The sequence below is a fragment of the Sphingomonas sp. AC435 genome (assembly GCF_979253005.1).
On record NZ_CEEDCJ010000010.1, the window covers coordinates 34,340 to 48,089 of the forward strand.

Genomic DNA, 13,750 nt, shown 5'->3' on the forward strand with positions numbered 1-13,750 from the left:
CCGCGTTCGTCCCGCTAACCAACCCCGATGACCACCCGCCTCGCCATCTTCGACTGCGACGGAACGCTCGTCGATAGCCAAGCCAATATCGGCCGCGCTATGGACGCGGCGTTCCGCGCGTCCGGCCTTACCCCACCCGCGCTCGCGGACACGCGGCGGATCGTCGGACTGAGCCTGGTCGAGGCGATGCAGGCGCTGATGCCGGAAGCCGACGACGCCGCATACCGGCGTCTCGCGCATGACTACAAGGCTGCGTTCCACGATCTGCGTCAGACCGGCGGCCTCGATCCGGAGCCGCTGTTCGAGGGCATCGCCGACATCCTCACAACGCTGGTCGAGCAAGGCTGGCTGCTGGGCGTCGCGACGGGCAAATCGGACCGCGGTCTGGCGCACGTGCTCGCCGCGCACGGTATCGCCGATCGCTTCGTCACCCTCCAGACCGCAGACCGGCATCCGTCGAAGCCGGACCCGTCGATGCTGATCGCTGCGATGGACGAGGCGGGCGCGTTGGCGCAGGATAGCGCGATGATCGGCGACACGAGCTTCGACATGGCGATGGCGCGGGCGGCGGGATGCCGCGCGGTGGGCGTCGCGTGGGGCTATCATAGCGTCGAAAATCTTGCCGCCGCCGGTGCCGATGTCATTGCGCGGCATGCCTCCGACCTGCCGGCAATGCTGGCATGACCGATCCGGACGTCCTGGCCCGCCGCCGTTACTACATCATCCGCGCGGTCGAGATCAGCGGCGTGGCGGGCGCAATCTTCGGGCTCGTTCTGATGGGCCGGTCCAACCTGCTCCCGCCGCGCATTCTGGGCTTTGCGATCGTGCTGTCGGCGATGGCGATGATCGCGACCGTACCACGCGGCCTGGCACAGAAGTGGCGGAGCGACCGTTGAAGCGCTTCTGGACGGAGGTCACCGTCGCCGATCGCGGCATCGCGCTGGACGGAAAGCCGGTACGCACCCCGGGCCGCGTTCCGTTGCTGCTTCCCACCGATGCCCTGGCGGAGGCGGTCGCGGACGAGTGGCGCGCGGTGGAGGGCACGCTCGACCCGCGCCGCATGCCGCTGACCGGGCTTGCGAATGCCGCGATCGACCGGATCGCGCCGGACCCGCTCACCTTCGCCGCCGGGCTTGCGCGATACGGGGAGAGCGATCTGCTGTACTATCGGGCGGAGGCACCGCCCCCCCTCATCGCAAGGCAGGCGGCGGCTTGGGACCCGCCGCTGGCATGGGCGGCGCGACGCTACGACGTGCATTTCGAGGTCACCGCCGGCATCGTGCCGATCGCTCAACCCGAGCCGACCGTGACGCGATTGGCCGAGGCGATCGCAACGCGCGATGCGTGGCTTCTGGCGGCATTGTCGCCCGTCGTGACGATCACCGGATCGCTGGTCCTGGCGCTGGCGCTGGCGGAGCGTGAGATGACGCCCGACGCCGTCTGGGATGCCGCCATGATCGATGAGACATGGCAGAGCGGATGCTGGGGCGAAGACTCGCTCGCGGCCGCCGCGACCGCGGCCCGCCGCATCGACTACGATGCCGCTAATGCGTTTATGGTCGGTGCGACGGAGTAAACCGTGTTGGTCACGACGGTCTTTACCTTTGTTTAGGTTATTCCTATTTACCTGTGAATGATGCTTTTCGCTCTCTCCGCCGTTTGCTAGCCCATGCCGCGCCGCATCCAGACGCTGCTGACGATGCTCCGCGAGGAGGTCACGCGTTATGCCAACGGCAATGAAGCGATCGCCGAGCGGACCAACCTGCTCGCGCTGAACGCGACGATCGAGGCGGCGCGTGCGGGGCCGAGTGGGCGCGGCTTCTCCGTGGTCGCGCAGGAAGTGAAGTCGCTGGCGATGCAGGCCGGCACCGCCGCCGCTGCCTTTCGCGAAGACTTTCTGGTGCGGCTGGCGCAGGGCGAGGTCATCGCGGACGAACTGGTTTCGGAGGTCGAGGGCGCCCGGCTGGCCGAGCTTGCCCAGTCGATTATGCAGGGCGTCACGCGGTCGATCCACGATCGATCGATCGACGTGCGCATGCTCGCGACCGATCCGGCGATCACCGACGGGGTCACCAGCGCCCGCCTCAACCCGGCGGCCGAAGCGCAGGCGCTGGAGAGACTCCGCGCCCTGCTGCGATTTTCGCCCTATTTCATCAACGCCTTCGTCGTCGACGACAAGGGCAATGTCGTCGTCTGCGCCCATGCCAATACGGGAGTGCGGGCGGTCAACCTGCGCGGCATGCCGCAATATGAGCACGCGATGGCGGCGGCCCCGGACGAGGACTGGTTCACCGACGCGGTGTGGGAGAACCCGTATTCCGACAACCGCAAGGTGCTGGTCTTCGTCGCGCCGATCCGCCGCGCCGGGCACATCAAGGGTGCCGTGTATCTGGAATATGACTTCGAGGCGCAGAGCGGTGAGGTGATGGCCGCGGCCGGCCATACGAGCACCGGCATCACGGTGTCGATCGTCGATGCGACGATGCACGTCATGAACTCGACCGGTGACTATCGCTTCGGACAGCGCCTGATCGTGGACCGACGATCGGCCGACGGCATGGCGGAACGCCTCGTCGTCGTGGCCTCCGCGGCGAGCGTCAAGGGATTCGACGGGCTCGGCCTGCAATGCGTCATCGAACAGAAGATACCGGATCAGCAGGCGATCGTCGAAGGCTTGCAGAGCAGCGGCCGGCGCCCCGCCATTGCCGACGCCGCGCGACGACGGCTCAGCGGGTCAGCTTACGGATGAACCCGATCAGGCCGGTCTGGCGCGACCGCTTCAGCCGCTCGGCCGCCAAGATGGTCTTCACGCCCGCGAAGCACGCCTCGACATCGTCGTTGACGAGGACATAGTCATACCCGTCCCAGTGGCTGACCTCGTTCGCCGCCCGTGCCATGCGCGCGTCGATCACCTCCACCGCATCGGTCGCACGGCGCTCCAGCCGTTGACGCAGCTCGGCCATCGACGGTGGGAAGATGAAGACGCGGACGACATCGCCGCCGGCGATCTGGAACAGCTGTTGCGCGCCCTGCCAGTCGATGTCGAACAGCACGTCCTTGCCCGCGGTCAGCATCGCGTCGACCTGCGCGCGCGGCGTACCGTAGCGGTTGTCGAAAACGTGCGCCCATTCGAGGAACTCGTCGTCCGCCGCCATCCGGCGAAACTCTTCCAGATCGACGAAATGGTAATCCTTGCCGTCGACCTCGCCGACGCGCGGTTTACGGGTCGTGACGGACACCGACATTTCCAGCTCCGGCTCCGCGGCCAGCAGCTTGCGCGCGATCGTGGATTTGCCCGCGCCCGACGGCGACGACAGCACGAACAAGACGCCGCGACGCTTCAGGTGATGCGGATCGGGCATCAGCCCGAGGTTGGCGGCGTGATCCATGCCCGCTAGTGCCGTGCCGGTGGCGCAGGCGTCAAGCATTGGTCGCTGCATCGCGGCGAAATCCGGCATCGCGATCGCAGCAGTCCTGACGATCGCGGCGGCGTCGCTGCTGGCGATGGGGCGGACGCTGATCTGCCGGTGCGGCCATGTCGCTCTATGGCACGGTGAGGTGCAGTCGGATCAGAACAGTCAACAACTGACCGACTGGTACAGCTTCACGCATGTCGTGCACGGCCTGATCTTCTATGCCGCGGCGTCGACGGCTCTGCGGCGGTGGCCGCTCAGCGCGAAACTCGTGATGGCGGTCGGTCTGGAAGCTGCTTGGGAGATCGCCGAAAACACGCCGATGGTGATCGACCGCTATCGGGCGACGACGTTGGCGCTTGGCTATACCGGGGACAGCATATTGAACTCGCTCGCCGATATCGGCTGCATGATGTGCGGTTTCGGGCTGGCGTCGCGCCTGCCGGTGGTGCTGTCCGTCGCGATCGTGTTGACGCTGGAGGTCGGTCTGGCTCTCGTCATCCGCGACAATTTGACATTGAACCTGATTGCGCTGATCGCCCCGGTCGAGGCGATCAGCGCGTGGCAGGCCGGCGCCTAGACGCGGCCGGCGCGCCGGCGGTCATACGCCTTCTTCGCGACATAACCGCCACCCAGCAGCATGCCGAGCGGACCCATGCGGCGCAGGCCGCCGACCGCCAGTGCCCCAAGCGCCGCACCTTTCACGCCGCCGCTACCCTGACGCTGACCCAGTTCGCGGCCCACGAGCGCACCGATAATCCGTCCGATCATTCCATCTCTCCGAATGCGAGGTCCTTGAGTTCGCCGATGCCGCGCAACACCGCCCAACCGACGGCATAGGTGATCGCGAGGGGTACCACGACCTTGAGCACATTGGCCGCGATCGCGCCCTTGATGGCGCCATCGGCGGCACCGTCGTCGCCGCTCATCGCGTCGATCGCACCGCCGACCAGGGCACCGATTGTCGTTGCACTCACGTAAGCATCTCCTTCTCGTCGATGAAGCGCGAGGAGCGGCGGAAGGTTCCGTCAGCGGCCGAGCATATCCTCCGCGCGCACGACCCGGTCGAACGTGTCGGCATCGACGAGCCCGAGTTCCAATCCCGCTTCCCGCAACGTCTGGCCATGTTCATGCGCGTGCTTGGCGATCTTCGCCGCATGGTCGTACCCGATTTCGGGCGCGAGCGCGGTGACGAGCATCAGCGATCGACCGACGAGTTCGGCGATGCGTTCGCGATTCGGCTCCAGCCCATCGACGCAGCGTTCGGCGAAGCTGTCCATGCCCACGCTCAGCAGATGGATCGACCGCAGCACCGCCGCGCCGATCAGCGGCTTGAAGACGTTGAGTTCCAGATGCCCCTGCATCCCGCCGACCGTCACCGCGACGTGGTTTCCCATCACCTGCGCCGCGACCATCGTCAGCATCTCGCACTGGGTCGGGTTGACCTTGCCCGGCATGATCGAACTGCCCGGCTCGTTCGCGGGCAGATCGAGTTCGCCGAGGCCAGAGCGTGGCCCCGATCCCAGCAGGCGGATGTCGTTGGCGATCTTCATCAGCGCGACCGCCAGCGTGTTGAGCGTGCCCGAGACGTGGACCAGCGGATCGTTCGATGCCAGCGCCTCGAACTTGTTCTCGGCGGTGCGGAACGGCAGCCCGGTCAGGTCCGCCATCTCGCGGGCGAAATCCTCTGCAAAGCCTTCCGGCGCGTTCAGCCCCGTGCCCACCGCCGTGCCACCCTGCGCCAGCGCCGTCATGCCGTGCAGGATACCCGGCTCTATCCGCGCCTTCGATCGATAGAGCTGGTGCGCGTAGCCGGAAAATTCCTGACCAAGCGTCAACGGCGTCGCGTCCTGAAGGTGGGTCCGCCCGATCTTGACGATGTCGTCCCACGCCTCCGCCTTGGCCGACAACGCTGCTTCCAGGCGTTCCAGCGCCGGCATCAGCCGCTGCGTCGCCGCCAATGCCACCGCGACGTGCAGCGCGGTCGGAAAGCTGTCGTTGGAGGACTGCGCGCGGTTCACGTCGTCGTTGGGGTGCACCGGCGACTTGCCGCCGCGTGTGCCCGTCAGCACTTCGTTGGCGCGACCGGCGATCACCTCGTTCACGTTCATGTTCGACTGCGTGCCGCTGCCCGTCTGCCAGATGACGAGCGGGAACTGGTCGTCCAGCCTGCCCGCGACGATCTCCGCCGCCGCCGCCTCGATCGCATCGGCCTTCTCCGCCGCCAATCCGTGTCGCCGGTTCACGCGCGCGGCCGCCTGCTTCACCAGCGCGAGCGCGTGGACGATCCCGATCGGCATCCGCTCGGTCGCCCCAAACGGGAAGTTTTCCAGGGATCGCTCCGTCTGTGCCCCCCAATAGGCGTCGGCGGGAACCTCGATGGGGCCGATCGAGTCGGTTTCGGTGCGCGTGTCGGTCATGCGGAGGGGAACCCACGGGCGCACGATGGGGTCCATGACGGCGGGAGCGACTGCCAGCCGAAGAGCGTCCCGTCTGCGGCTTACGCGACGGACACGACGGACACGACGGCGAAGCCTGCAACGATCATCGCACGACTGCGACCGGCGGGATCGGGCGACGGTGCGTCAACACCGGCACACGCGACCGCGCCGCCGTCAGAGCCTCCGGGTCGGGGGTCGCGAAGCCCAGCCCCGTCGCCTCGCCCATGTCCAGCACCACCTCGCCCCACGGATCGATCACCAGCGAATGGCCATAGGTGGTGCGGCCGTCCGCATGCTCGCCGGTCTGCGCGGCGGCGATCACCCACGCCCCCGCCTCGATCGCGCGCGCGCCCAACAGGGTGTGCCAATGCGCCGCCCCGGTCGGTTGCGTGAACGCCGCCGGCACCGCCAGCACGGTCGCGCCGGCATCGCTCAGCGCCCGGTACAAGTCGGGAAAACGCAGGTCGTAACAGATCGACAGGCCGATCATTCCCGCCGGCGTCTCCACCACGCTGGCCGTATCGCCGGGCGCATAGGCCGCCGACTCGCGCCACGCTTCGCCGGTCGGCAGGTCGACGTCGAACAGGTGCAGCTTGTCGTACCGGGCGCGGATTACGCCCTCCGCATCGATGACGAACCCACGATTGGCGAAGCGCCCGTCATCCCGCCGCACCGCCAGCGAACCGAGATGCACCCACAGTCCGTGGGCCTTCGCCGCCTCTCGCACGGCGGCCAGCACCGCATCGTCCGCCTCCGCCACGATCGACGCCGCCGCACGCGCGCGGTCGCGATCGATCAGGCCCGACATCTCCGGCGTGAACAGCATCGTCGCGCCCGCCGCGGCCGCATCGGCGACGGCCGTCGTCAAGGTCTGCGCATTGACGGCAGGGTCGATCCCCGCCGTCATCTGCAGCACCGCGATCTTCACGCCGCCAGCAGCGGGTCGAGCCCCCCTGCCCGGTCAAGCGCGGCGAGATCGTCGGAGCCGCCGATATGCTTCCCGTCGATGAAGATCTGCGGCACCGTCGTGCGGCCGTTGGCGCGCTGGATCATCTCCGGGCGGCGCGGGCCGCCCATCGTGATGTCATGCTCCTCCGGCTCCACGCCCTTCTTCGCCAGCAGGCTCATCGCACGCGTGCAATAGGGGCAGTACGCCTTGGTGTAGATTTCGACCTTTGCCATACATCAATAGGTGTGGTGCATGTGCGACGCTGTCAATCGTCACCCTCCAGCACGCGTGCCCAGCACAGGATCGTCACCGATCGCGCACCCGCCTTCAACAGCACCGCCGTGCAGGCAGCCGCGGTCGCGCCTGTGGTGTAGACGTCGTCGACCAGCACCACCGCGCGACCCTTCACCGCCCCGGGCCGCGTCACGACGAAGGCTCCTCGCACCTGCTTCGCGCGCTCGCGCCGGCCCAGCCCTCTCAACAACGTCGTCGCACGGCGGCGTTGCAGCGCGTGATGATCGTGCGCCACACCGGTGCGGCGCGTCAGCGCGTCGGCGATCAGCGCCGCCTGATTGAAACCGCGCCGCCACAACCGCCAGCGATGCAGCGGCACGGGGATCATCACCTCCGCATGCGGCGGCATCACCTGCATCATGCGCCGCGCCATCGTCTCCGCCAGCGCGATCCGCCCGCCATGTTTCAGCCGCACCGCGATCCGCCCCGCGACCGGGCCATAGGCCACCGCTGCACGCACGCCAGCATGGCGCGGCCTCTCCGCCAGACACGCGCCGCACAGCGCGTGCGGCCCACGATCATAGGCGAATGGCCGCTGACACCCCGCACACCACGGCGGCGCGACGAAGTGCAACGTCCCCCAGCATGCCGCGCAGAAACGATGATCCTCCGCCACCGGCACGCTGCATCCGGGACAGCGCGGCGGCAGCGCCAGCGCGCCGACGGCTTGGACCGGTCGTATCAGGAGGTCGATCGCCCGCATCCCGCTCTTGTCCCCCGTCCCCGCCCGGCGCACAAGCCGCGGCCATGAACGGACCCGCTCCCGATCCGGCATGGCAAGGCCGGCCCGCGATCTTCGACCGCAACGCCCGCCGCCGTCACCGCGACCGGGCCGAGTCGCGCTTCGTGGAGCACGACTTCGTCCACGCCGCGATGCTCGACGGGCTGGCGGAGCGTCTCGACGCGGTGAAGCGCGACTTCACCGACATCCTCGATCTCGGCAGCTGGACCGGCGGCTTCCTTGCGCCGCCCGGCGCGCGCGTGGCCCGCACCGATCCCGGTTTCGCCTTCGCGCGCGCGAGCGGCGGCGTGCAGGCGGACGAGGACCGATTGCCCTTCGCCGATGCCAGCTTCGACTGCGTGGTCAGCGCAGGGGTACTGGATCAGGTCGACGACCTGCCGGGCGCGCTGACGCTGGCGCGCCGCGTGCTGCGCCCGGACGGCCTGTTCCTCGCGGCGTTCGTCGGCGCCGGCTCGTTCCCGGCGCTGAAGGCCGCCTTCCGCGCCGCGGAGCCGGATCGCCCGGTAGCTCGCGTCCACCCGCAGATCGACGTGCGTTCCGCCGGCGACCTGCTGGTCCGCGCCGGCTTCGCCTTGCCGGTCGCCGACGTCGAGACGCTGGACGTCGGCTATCCGAACCTGTTCCGCCTGCTCGACGACCTGCGCGGCATGGCGGCCAGCAACGCGCTGGCCGAGCGGCATGCCCTGTCACGCACCGCACTCACGCGCGCCGCAGAGGCCTTCGCCGCCGCCGCCGGCTCCGACGGTCGCACCCGCGAGCGGATCGACATCGTCTTCCTCACCGGCTGGTCCCCCGATGCCAGCCAACCCAAACCCGCCCGCCGTGGCAGCGCCACCGCATCGCTGGCGGCGGCTCTGAAGGACAAACCTGGGACCTGAGCCACGCCCCCTCCCCTTAAAGGGAAAGGATCAGCTCAGCCCTGATACCCCGCCACCATCGCCCGCACATCCACCCGCGCCTTCAACCGAGCCGCCAGCAGAGCCGTGCCGCTGATCTTGCGCTGCGTGAACAGCGTATCGGCGGGCGGCAAATGCCAGGTCGCCCGATCGCGCGCGACCTCCATCCCCTGCTCGCGCAGTACGCCGACGAAGGCACGATCGCCGAAGTCGAACGGGCCCGGCTGGTTCAGTTCGCCCAGGATCACGTCGATCATCCGGTCGATTAGCGGCCCGTGCCGCTCGACCGCCGCCGCGCCGAGGAACCCGACCGTCAGCGCCGCCTCCCGCACCGCATCGCGGTCACCCGCCAGCCCCGCCATCAGCAGCGCGCGGTACCCCGCCGCCGTCTTCGCCGCGACCGGCCGCGCCGCTCCGAAGTCGAGCAGCACCAGCCGGCCGGTACCCGGCTGCCAGCGATAGTTCGCGAAATTCGGATCGGTCTGCATCAACCCCCAATCGAGCAATTCGCGCAGCACCAGCGAGATCAGGTTGTGCATCACCCGGTCGCGCACGTCCTGCGGCGCGGTCTCCAGCGTCTCGACCGGAACACCCTCGACGAAATCCATCGCCAGCACGCGCGACGTGGTCAGCGACGGCTCCGGCGCGGGCACCACGAAATCCGACGAGTCGCCGATCAGCTCGCGATACCGCGCCAGCATCTTAGCCTCGCGCTCGTAATCGGCCTCCTCGTTCAACTGCCGCTTCGCCTCACCCAGCAGCGGCGCGATATCGAGTTCCTTCGGCAGCAGCCCGGACACGCGCAGCAGCGTCGCGACATTGTCGACATCGGCGTCGATGCTGCCCGCGACGCCCGGATACTGAACCTTGATCGCCAGTTCGCGCCCGTTCGGCAAGCGCGCGCGGTGGACCTGACCGATCGAGGCGGCGGCGACCGGATGCGCCTGGAAATGCGCGAACTTTCGCCGCCAGTCGCGTCCCCATTCCGCCGCCAGCACCTTGTCCAGCTGCGCGGGCGGCATGTGATGCGCGTTGTCGCGAAGCCGCGCGAGGATCGTCGCCAATTCGGCAGGCAGCATGTCGCCCGCGTCCATCGACACCATCTGCCCCAGCTTCATCGCCGCGCCGCGTAGATGCGACAATTGCTCGGCGACGCGCGTCGCATTGGCCGGCGTCAGCAGCAGGTCGCCCATGCTGGGCCGCTCGCCCCGTGCCAGCCGTCGCGCACCCTCCGCAGCGACGCCACCCGCGACGCCCCCCGCCAGCCGCCCGAACACGCCCAGGCGGGAGAGGCGTCCACTGGGCACGGCACGGCCCTTGCTGCGATCGTCTGTCATGCCCGCGATATGGGGGACGCCGCCGGCGGGTGCATCCGCCGGCCGACGATTATCGTGACCGCGGTTATCGTGGGTTGCCGGCGTCCACCGCCTGCCGGCCCAACGCCGGATCGTCGGTGAAGAACCCGTCGATCCCCGCCGCCAGATACCGCCGGATCTCCGCGACCGACCCTTGCGGGTTGCGCGCATCGTCACCCGCATCGTTGCGGAAGTCGGCGGCGAGGAAGCGGTTCTCAGGCCGGAACGTCCACACCTGCACCAGCAGCCCCGCCGCATGTGCGTCCGCGACGATCGGCGATACTGCGCCCAGTCGCCCGTCCGGCCCCAGCGGGATCACGCCCCGTGTCGCCGGCGCGACGACATCGGCATAGCGCGCCATCTCCTTCAGCCCGGCGCGCGTCGTCAGCTCGCCGAACGTGGTTTTGCCCTTCGCGGCGGCGATGTCGGCGGGGATCATGCCCGGCTCCCCGACCAGCTGCATCAGCTTCACGCGCGGCGACATGCCGATCTTGCCGCGCAGATACTTCAGGTTCGCGACCTCGAACGACTGGATCTCGATCGGCGCGGTGCGCGTGTATGCATGCGCGCCCAACACGGCGAGGAAGCGGTCCTCCAGCGGCAACCCGATGCCCATGAAATAGGTCGAATGCTTCAGCTCGGGTACCAGCCCGATCACCCTTCCGCGCGCTGCCGCCTCCGCCGCGACGAAGTCGATCACCTCGTCCAGCGTGACGACCTGAAACTGCCCGTCATAGCTTCGGCTTTCGGTGCGGATCGTCCCCAGCCGCTCGACCGCGCGCAGCGTCTTCAACTCGGCGAGCGTGAAATCCTCGGTGAACCAGCCCTCCTGCCGCTCGCCATCGATCGTCTTCACCGTCTTGCGTGCGGCGAACTCCGGGTGCGACGCCACGTCGGTGGTGCCGACGATGTTGTTCTCATGCCGGGCGACCAGCACGCCGTCCTTGGTCGCGACCAGATCGGGCTCAACGAAATCCGCCCCATCCTCGATCGCCTTGGCATAGGCGGCCAGCGTATGCTCGGGCCGCAGCGCCGACGCACCGCGATGCGCGAACACCAGCGGGCGCGGCGCGACCTGCGCCGCTCCCCTCTGCGCCGCCCCCGTCTGCGCCACTCCCGTCTGTGCCCCCGCTCCCGCCATCAGGACCGCCGCCAGCGCCGCCAGACCCGCGCGCATCCTCAGAACGCCACCGCGATCGTGCCGAAGAACTGGCGCGGGGCCAGCGGGAATTGGTTGAACGTCCCGGATGCCGCGCCGATCGAAAGTGTCGACGCCGCCTTCTTGTCGGTGATGTTCGTGACGTTCAGGCTCACCGTCGCGGTCCGGATTCCGCTGCCCGCGTCGAGCGGAACACGCACCGCGATCCGCCCCGCCAGCGTGAAATATCCCGGCACCGACAGGTCGTTGGTGAAGGTTGCATACCGCTTGCCGATATAGTCGCCGATCAGCTGCGCGTCGAACACGTCGTAATTCGCCGCCGCGACGAACTTGTTGAGCCATTTCGGCGTCCCCGGCACCGTCTTGCCCGATGTCGCGACCAGCGCGGTGCCGTTCGTATAGTCGTCCTGGAACTTCGACACATTGTACGACAGCGCGTCGTAGAACGAGAAGTGCGACCCGAACCGCAACGTACCCGCCACGTCGACGCCATCGGTCTTCACGTCGCCGACATTCTGCAGGATCGCCGCCCCCGACACGATCGAGGTGATGACCGGGTTCGGGCTGATCCCGAGCAGCCGGTCGGAGAAATCGACGTGATAATAGCTGATCTGTCCGTCGAAACCGGTGATCGGCCCCAGCGACACCGACCGTCGCGTGCGCAGCCCGGCTTCGTAGGTCCAGCTCGTCTCCGGCTTCACATCGTCACGGAAGATCTCGAACGCGCCCTGGCTGCCCAGCGCGAAGGGCGACAGGCCGGCGGCGGCACTCGTCTGGAACTGGCGGATGTTCTTCTGCGCGTTGACGAAGACCTGCTCGTCGCCGGTCACCTCCCACAACGCACCCACCTGCGGCAGGAAGCCGCGATGCGTGTTCAGCTTGCCGACCGGGAGCGCGACCGATCCGGTGAACGAGCCGGGAATCGGCTGCACCGGCACCCGCTGCGTCGCGTTCTGGAACGTGCTCTTGAAGCCCGCCTGCACGGTCAGCGCCGGCAGCACGCGCCAGCTGTCCTGGATATGCGTCTGGTACTCGTCGACCCGGATTTCGCTGTGATACTGGGTGATGAGCGGGGTCAGGTCGTCGCGCGGCCGCTCGTACGGGGTCGACGGATCGCCGACGAGCAGCGGATACCAGCGGCGGAACGCGCTGCTGCTCTGATGCTCGTACCATGCGCCGAATTCGATCCGATGATCGCCGAGCGCGAGCTGGATCGTCGAGATCAGGCCACCACGGTCGATCCGGTATTCGGTCGTCCGCGTCGCGAAGCCCGATCCGCCGAACACCGTCGTCAGGTTCTGGCCCGGATAATAGAAGGAGAACAGCCGCGGCAACCCGGCGACGTCGATCGGCCCCGCCACCACGCCGACGCCGTCGTTGTGGTGGTAATATCCGGTGTTCGACCACGTCACGCGGTCGTCGACCTTCCAGTCGTAACGGGCATAGCCGAGGTAATCGGTGCGCTGCGCATCGCTGTAGTAATTGCGATAGTTCGATCCTGCGGCCCGGTACGCACCCGACGACAGATACCGCAGCGCCTCGCCGAAATTAGGGTAGAGGAACGGCCGCGCATAGGGAGCGGTGGCGCGGTTCGCCGGGGTGATGACGGTCGCGTCCTCGTTCGGCTCGATCTTGTCGGAAAACGCACCGTACAGCGTCAGCTTCCCGTTCTGATCGTCGTGGACGAACTTGGCGTTGGCCTGATATCCGCCCTGAATGCCGTCGAAATCCCACGCCCGCGCCTTCTGGCGCACGCCGGCGATATAGGCGGAGTTGCCGTTGCCGAAGCTGCCGGTGTCGACGCGCACGTACAGGCGGCTGGCGTCGTAGCTGCCCAGCGTCTGGTTCAGCTGCACGCCGAACGCGGCCTTGGGATCGCTGGAGAAGGTGTCGATCGTGCCGCCCAGATTGCTGGTCGATGCGGTGCCCAGATCGCCTGCGCCCGATGCCAGCGTCACCCGCGCGACATTTTCGGAGATGATCGCGCGCTGCGGCGACAGGCCGTTGAAATTGCCATAGGTCTGGTCGCCCAGCGGTACGCCGTCCAGCGTATAGCCGAGCTGCTGCGCATTGAAGCCGTGGATGAAGAGCGAGATGTTCTGCTCGTTATTGCCCCACGGATCGGCAGTCAGGTACGTCACGCCGGGCAGTGTCTGGAGCGCCTGAAGCGGACTGACGCCGGGCAGCACGCGCTGCATCTCCACACCGGTGATCTGCGTCACGGCCCGCGTGTTCGCGCCGGTGACGACGATGTCCTGCCCGTCGGTCTGACCCTCGGCCTGGGCCTGCGGCTCCTCTGCGGTTGGCGCGGTCGGACCCTGCCCGTCGACGGCGGTCGTCGCCAGTGCGGCGGTCGTCTGCGCCCCGGCGAATGCGGGCATGGTCACGGCAAGGGCGGCACCGGTCATCAGTGCCGCACGGCGGATCGTCGTCATCGCTTCGTCTTCCCCAATCGTCCGCCCCCGTCATCGGGGGGTCGGATCGTCGGAGCCGGCGCTAGT

At 68.2% G+C, this 13,750-nt stretch carries 16 protein-coding genes; 6 read left to right on the forward strand and 10 right to left on the reverse strand.

Going from position 1 to position 13,750, the window contains the following annotated elements; all coding sequences use genetic code 11:
* The first annotated feature begins 27 nt into the window (after positions 1-27).
* From AC0CH8_RS16265 to AC0CH8_RS16280, 4 genes are all read left to right on the forward strand, one after another.
* Positions 28-684 (forward strand): HAD-IA family hydrolase, encoded by a 657-nt coding sequence (locus AC0CH8_RS16265; protein WP_465240793.1) that lies wholly within the window; start codon positions 28-30, stop codon positions 682-684.
* A complete protein-coding gene (locus tag AC0CH8_RS16270; protein WP_465240794.1) occupies positions 681-896 on the forward strand; it encodes a hypothetical protein in 216 nt (71 codons plus the stop codon). Before AC0CH8_RS16265 ends, AC0CH8_RS16270 begins: the two co-directional genes overlap by 4 nt.
* The gene (locus AC0CH8_RS16275; protein ID WP_465240795.1) at positions 893-1,576 is read left to right on the forward strand and encodes an ATP12 family chaperone protein; all 684 of its coding nucleotides are present in this window, start codon (positions 893-895) and stop codon (positions 1,574-1,576) included. The genes AC0CH8_RS16270 and AC0CH8_RS16275 overlap by 4 nt, the downstream gene beginning before the upstream one ends.
* A gap of 93 nt (positions 1,577-1,669) precedes the next feature.
* Positions 1,670-2,749 (forward strand): cache domain-containing protein, encoded by a 1,080-nt coding sequence (locus AC0CH8_RS16280; RefSeq protein ID WP_465240796.1) that lies wholly within the window; start codon positions 1,670-1,672, stop codon positions 2,747-2,749.
* Here the strand turns inward: AC0CH8_RS16280 and gmk are convergent.
* A complete protein-coding gene (gene gmk, locus AC0CH8_RS16285) occupies positions 2,727-3,389 on the reverse strand; it encodes a guanylate kinase (RefSeq protein ID WP_239474212.1) in 663 nt (220 codons plus the stop codon). The genes AC0CH8_RS16280 and gmk overlap by 23 nt on opposite strands.
* Between gmk and AC0CH8_RS16290 the strand changes: the two genes are divergently transcribed.
* Positions 3,388-3,993: a DUF2585 family protein gene (locus tag AC0CH8_RS16290; RefSeq protein WP_465240797.1), complete on the forward strand. Its 606-nt coding sequence runs from the start codon at positions 3,388-3,390 to the stop codon at positions 3,991-3,993. The two genes, gmk and AC0CH8_RS16290, sit on opposite strands and share 2 nt — an antisense overlap.
* On the opposite strand, the gene AC0CH8_RS16295 is transcribed toward AC0CH8_RS16290, so the two are convergent.
* The 6 genes from AC0CH8_RS16295 to AC0CH8_RS16320 form a co-directional block, all read right to left on the reverse strand.
* On the reverse strand, positions 3,990-4,184 hold the full coding sequence (locus AC0CH8_RS16295) for a hypothetical protein (protein WP_055848433.1): 195 nt from the start codon (positions 4,182-4,184) through the stop codon (positions 3,990-3,992). The two genes, AC0CH8_RS16290 and AC0CH8_RS16295, sit on opposite strands and share 4 nt — an antisense overlap.
* Positions 4,181-4,390, reverse strand: coding sequence for a hypothetical protein (locus AC0CH8_RS16300; RefSeq protein ID WP_465240798.1), 210 nt, complete (start codon positions 4,388-4,390; stop codon positions 4,181-4,183). The genes AC0CH8_RS16295 and AC0CH8_RS16300 overlap by 4 nt, the downstream gene beginning before the upstream one ends.
* A 51-nt stretch (positions 4,391-4,441) precedes the next feature.
* On the reverse strand, positions 4,442-5,833 hold the full coding sequence (gene fumC, locus AC0CH8_RS16305; protein ID WP_465240799.1) for a class II fumarate hydratase: 1,392 nt from the start codon (positions 5,831-5,833) through the stop codon (positions 4,442-4,444).
* Between the two features lie 124 nt (positions 5,834-5,957).
* The gene (locus AC0CH8_RS16310) at positions 5,958-6,782 is read right to left on the reverse strand and encodes a carbon-nitrogen hydrolase family protein (protein ID WP_465240800.1); all 825 of its coding nucleotides are present in this window, start codon (positions 6,780-6,782) and stop codon (positions 5,958-5,960) included.
* Positions 6,779-7,036 (reverse strand): glutaredoxin 3, encoded by a 258-nt coding sequence (gene grxC / locus AC0CH8_RS16315; RefSeq protein ID WP_204197471.1) that lies wholly within the window; start codon positions 7,034-7,036, stop codon positions 6,779-6,781. The genes AC0CH8_RS16310 and grxC overlap by 4 nt, the downstream gene beginning before the upstream one ends.
* A 32-nt stretch (positions 7,037-7,068) precedes the next feature.
* Positions 7,069-7,800 (reverse strand): ComF family protein, encoded by a 732-nt coding sequence (locus AC0CH8_RS16320; RefSeq protein ID WP_465240801.1) that lies wholly within the window; start codon positions 7,798-7,800, stop codon positions 7,069-7,071.
* 44 nt (positions 7,801-7,844) lie between these two features.
* On the opposite strand from AC0CH8_RS16320, the gene AC0CH8_RS16325 reads away from it, so the two are divergent.
* The gene (locus AC0CH8_RS16325) at positions 7,845-8,717 is read left to right on the forward strand and encodes a class I SAM-dependent methyltransferase (RefSeq protein ID WP_465240802.1); all 873 of its coding nucleotides are present in this window, start codon (positions 7,845-7,847) and stop codon (positions 8,715-8,717) included.
* Positions 8,718-8,752: 35 nt separating this feature from the next.
* Here the strand turns inward: AC0CH8_RS16325 and AC0CH8_RS16330 are convergent, their stop codons facing one another.
* From AC0CH8_RS16330 to AC0CH8_RS16340, 3 genes are all read right to left on the reverse strand, one after another.
* Entirely contained in the window at positions 8,753-10,072 is a 1,320-nt protein-coding gene (locus AC0CH8_RS16330; protein ID WP_465240803.1) for an ABC1 kinase family protein, read from the reverse strand.
* A 64-nt stretch (positions 10,073-10,136) separates the two neighbouring features.
* The gene (locus AC0CH8_RS16335) at positions 10,137-11,267 is read right to left on the reverse strand and encodes a glycerophosphodiester phosphodiesterase (protein WP_465240804.1); all 1,131 of its coding nucleotides are present in this window, start codon (positions 11,265-11,267) and stop codon (positions 10,137-10,139) included.
* A gap of 2 nt (positions 11,268-11,269) precedes the next feature.
* The gene (locus tag AC0CH8_RS16340) at positions 11,270-13,684 is read right to left on the reverse strand and encodes a TonB-dependent receptor (RefSeq protein ID WP_465240805.1); all 2,415 of its coding nucleotides are present in this window, start codon (positions 13,682-13,684) and stop codon (positions 11,270-11,272) included.
* Positions 13,685-13,750: the final 66 nt, after the last annotated feature.

Coding starts and splice junctions, on each gene's coding strand:
- AC0CH8_RS16340 (WP_465240805.1), bottom strand. CDS start 13,684: ATGACGACGATCCGCCGTGCGGCACTGATGACCGGTGCCGCCCTTGCC.
- AC0CH8_RS16280 (WP_465240796.1), top strand. CDS start 1,670: ATGCCGCGCCGCATCCAGACGCTGCTGACGATGCTCCGCGAGGAGGTC.
- AC0CH8_RS16290 (WP_465240797.1), top strand. CDS start 3,388: ATGCCCGCTAGTGCCGTGCCGGTGGCGCAGGCGTCAAGCATTGGTCGC.
- AC0CH8_RS16335 (WP_465240804.1), bottom strand. CDS start 11,267: ATGCGCGCGGGTCTGGCGGCGCTGGCGGCGGTCCTGATGGCGGGAGCG.
- AC0CH8_RS16325 (WP_465240802.1), top strand. CDS start 7,845: ATGAACGGACCCGCTCCCGATCCGGCATGGCAAGGCCGGCCCGCGATC.
- AC0CH8_RS16295 (WP_055848433.1), bottom strand. CDS start 4,184: ATGATCGGACGGATTATCGGTGCGCTCGTGGGCCGCGAACTGGGTCAG.
- AC0CH8_RS16270 (WP_465240794.1), top strand. CDS start 681: ATGACCGATCCGGACGTCCTGGCCCGCCGCCGTTACTACATCATCCGC.
- AC0CH8_RS16265 (WP_465240793.1), top strand. CDS start 28: ATGACCACCCGCCTCGCCATCTTCGACTGCGACGGAACGCTCGTCGAT.
- AC0CH8_RS16330 (WP_465240803.1), bottom strand. CDS start 10,072: ATGACAGACGATCGCAGCAAGGGCCGTGCCGTGCCCAGTGGACGCCTC.
- gmk (WP_239474212.1), bottom strand. CDS start 3,389: ATGGATCACGCCGCCAACCTCGGGCTGATGCCCGATCCGCATCACCTG.
- AC0CH8_RS16320 (WP_465240801.1), bottom strand. CDS start 7,800: ATGCGGGCGATCGACCTCCTGATACGACCGGTCCAAGCCGTCGGCGCG.
- fumC (WP_465240799.1), bottom strand. CDS start 5,833: ATGACCGACACGCGCACCGAAACCGACTCGATCGGCCCCATCGAGGTT.
- grxC (WP_204197471.1), bottom strand. CDS start 7,036: ATGGCAAAGGTCGAAATCTACACCAAGGCGTACTGCCCCTATTGCACG.